The sequence below is a fragment of the Neisseria sicca 4320 genome (genome assembly GCF_000193735.1).
In the GTDB taxonomy this organism is placed as follows: domain Bacteria; phylum Pseudomonadota; class Gammaproteobacteria; order Burkholderiales; family Neisseriaceae; genus Neisseria; species Neisseria sicca_E.
The window spans coordinates 1-404 of the sequence record NZ_AEPF01000100.1; the positions used below are offsets into that span (position 1 = coordinate 1).

Consider the following 404-nt stretch of genomic DNA (forward strand, 5'->3'; position numbering starts at 1 on the left):
CAAGTCGGGCGATACCATCAAGGGGTCACAACCGAAGACCATAACCGCAACGGGCAATTATGGCGAGAAGGGGACTTTTAGGACGACACAAACTCAGACTGTAAGTTCGTCGAAATTGCAGAATACTATAAATGGCGTTTGGGCGGGTGGTGCATTGGCATCTGCGGTTGATAAACATAGTGGTTTGATGGCAGCAAGAATAAGGTCAGGAGATTATAAAGGTGCTGTCGAAAGTGGTGTTTTAATGGCTGGTACTTTTGGAAATAATTTGTTTGGGGGAATTGCAGAGTCATTGGGGAATATAGGCCGTGGATTAGGTTTGATTGATAGCCCGTCTCCTCAAGATTTCAGACAAGCTGGAGACCGTTTTTATCAATGGCAAATGCAGAAGGAACAAGGCGGAG

At 45.8% G+C, this 404-nt stretch carries 1 pseudogene; it reads left to right on the forward strand.

Going from position 1 to position 404, the window contains the following annotated elements:
• Window positions 1-404: pseudogene (locus tag NSCA4_RS13055) on the forward strand (hypothetical protein); the annotation flags it as partial.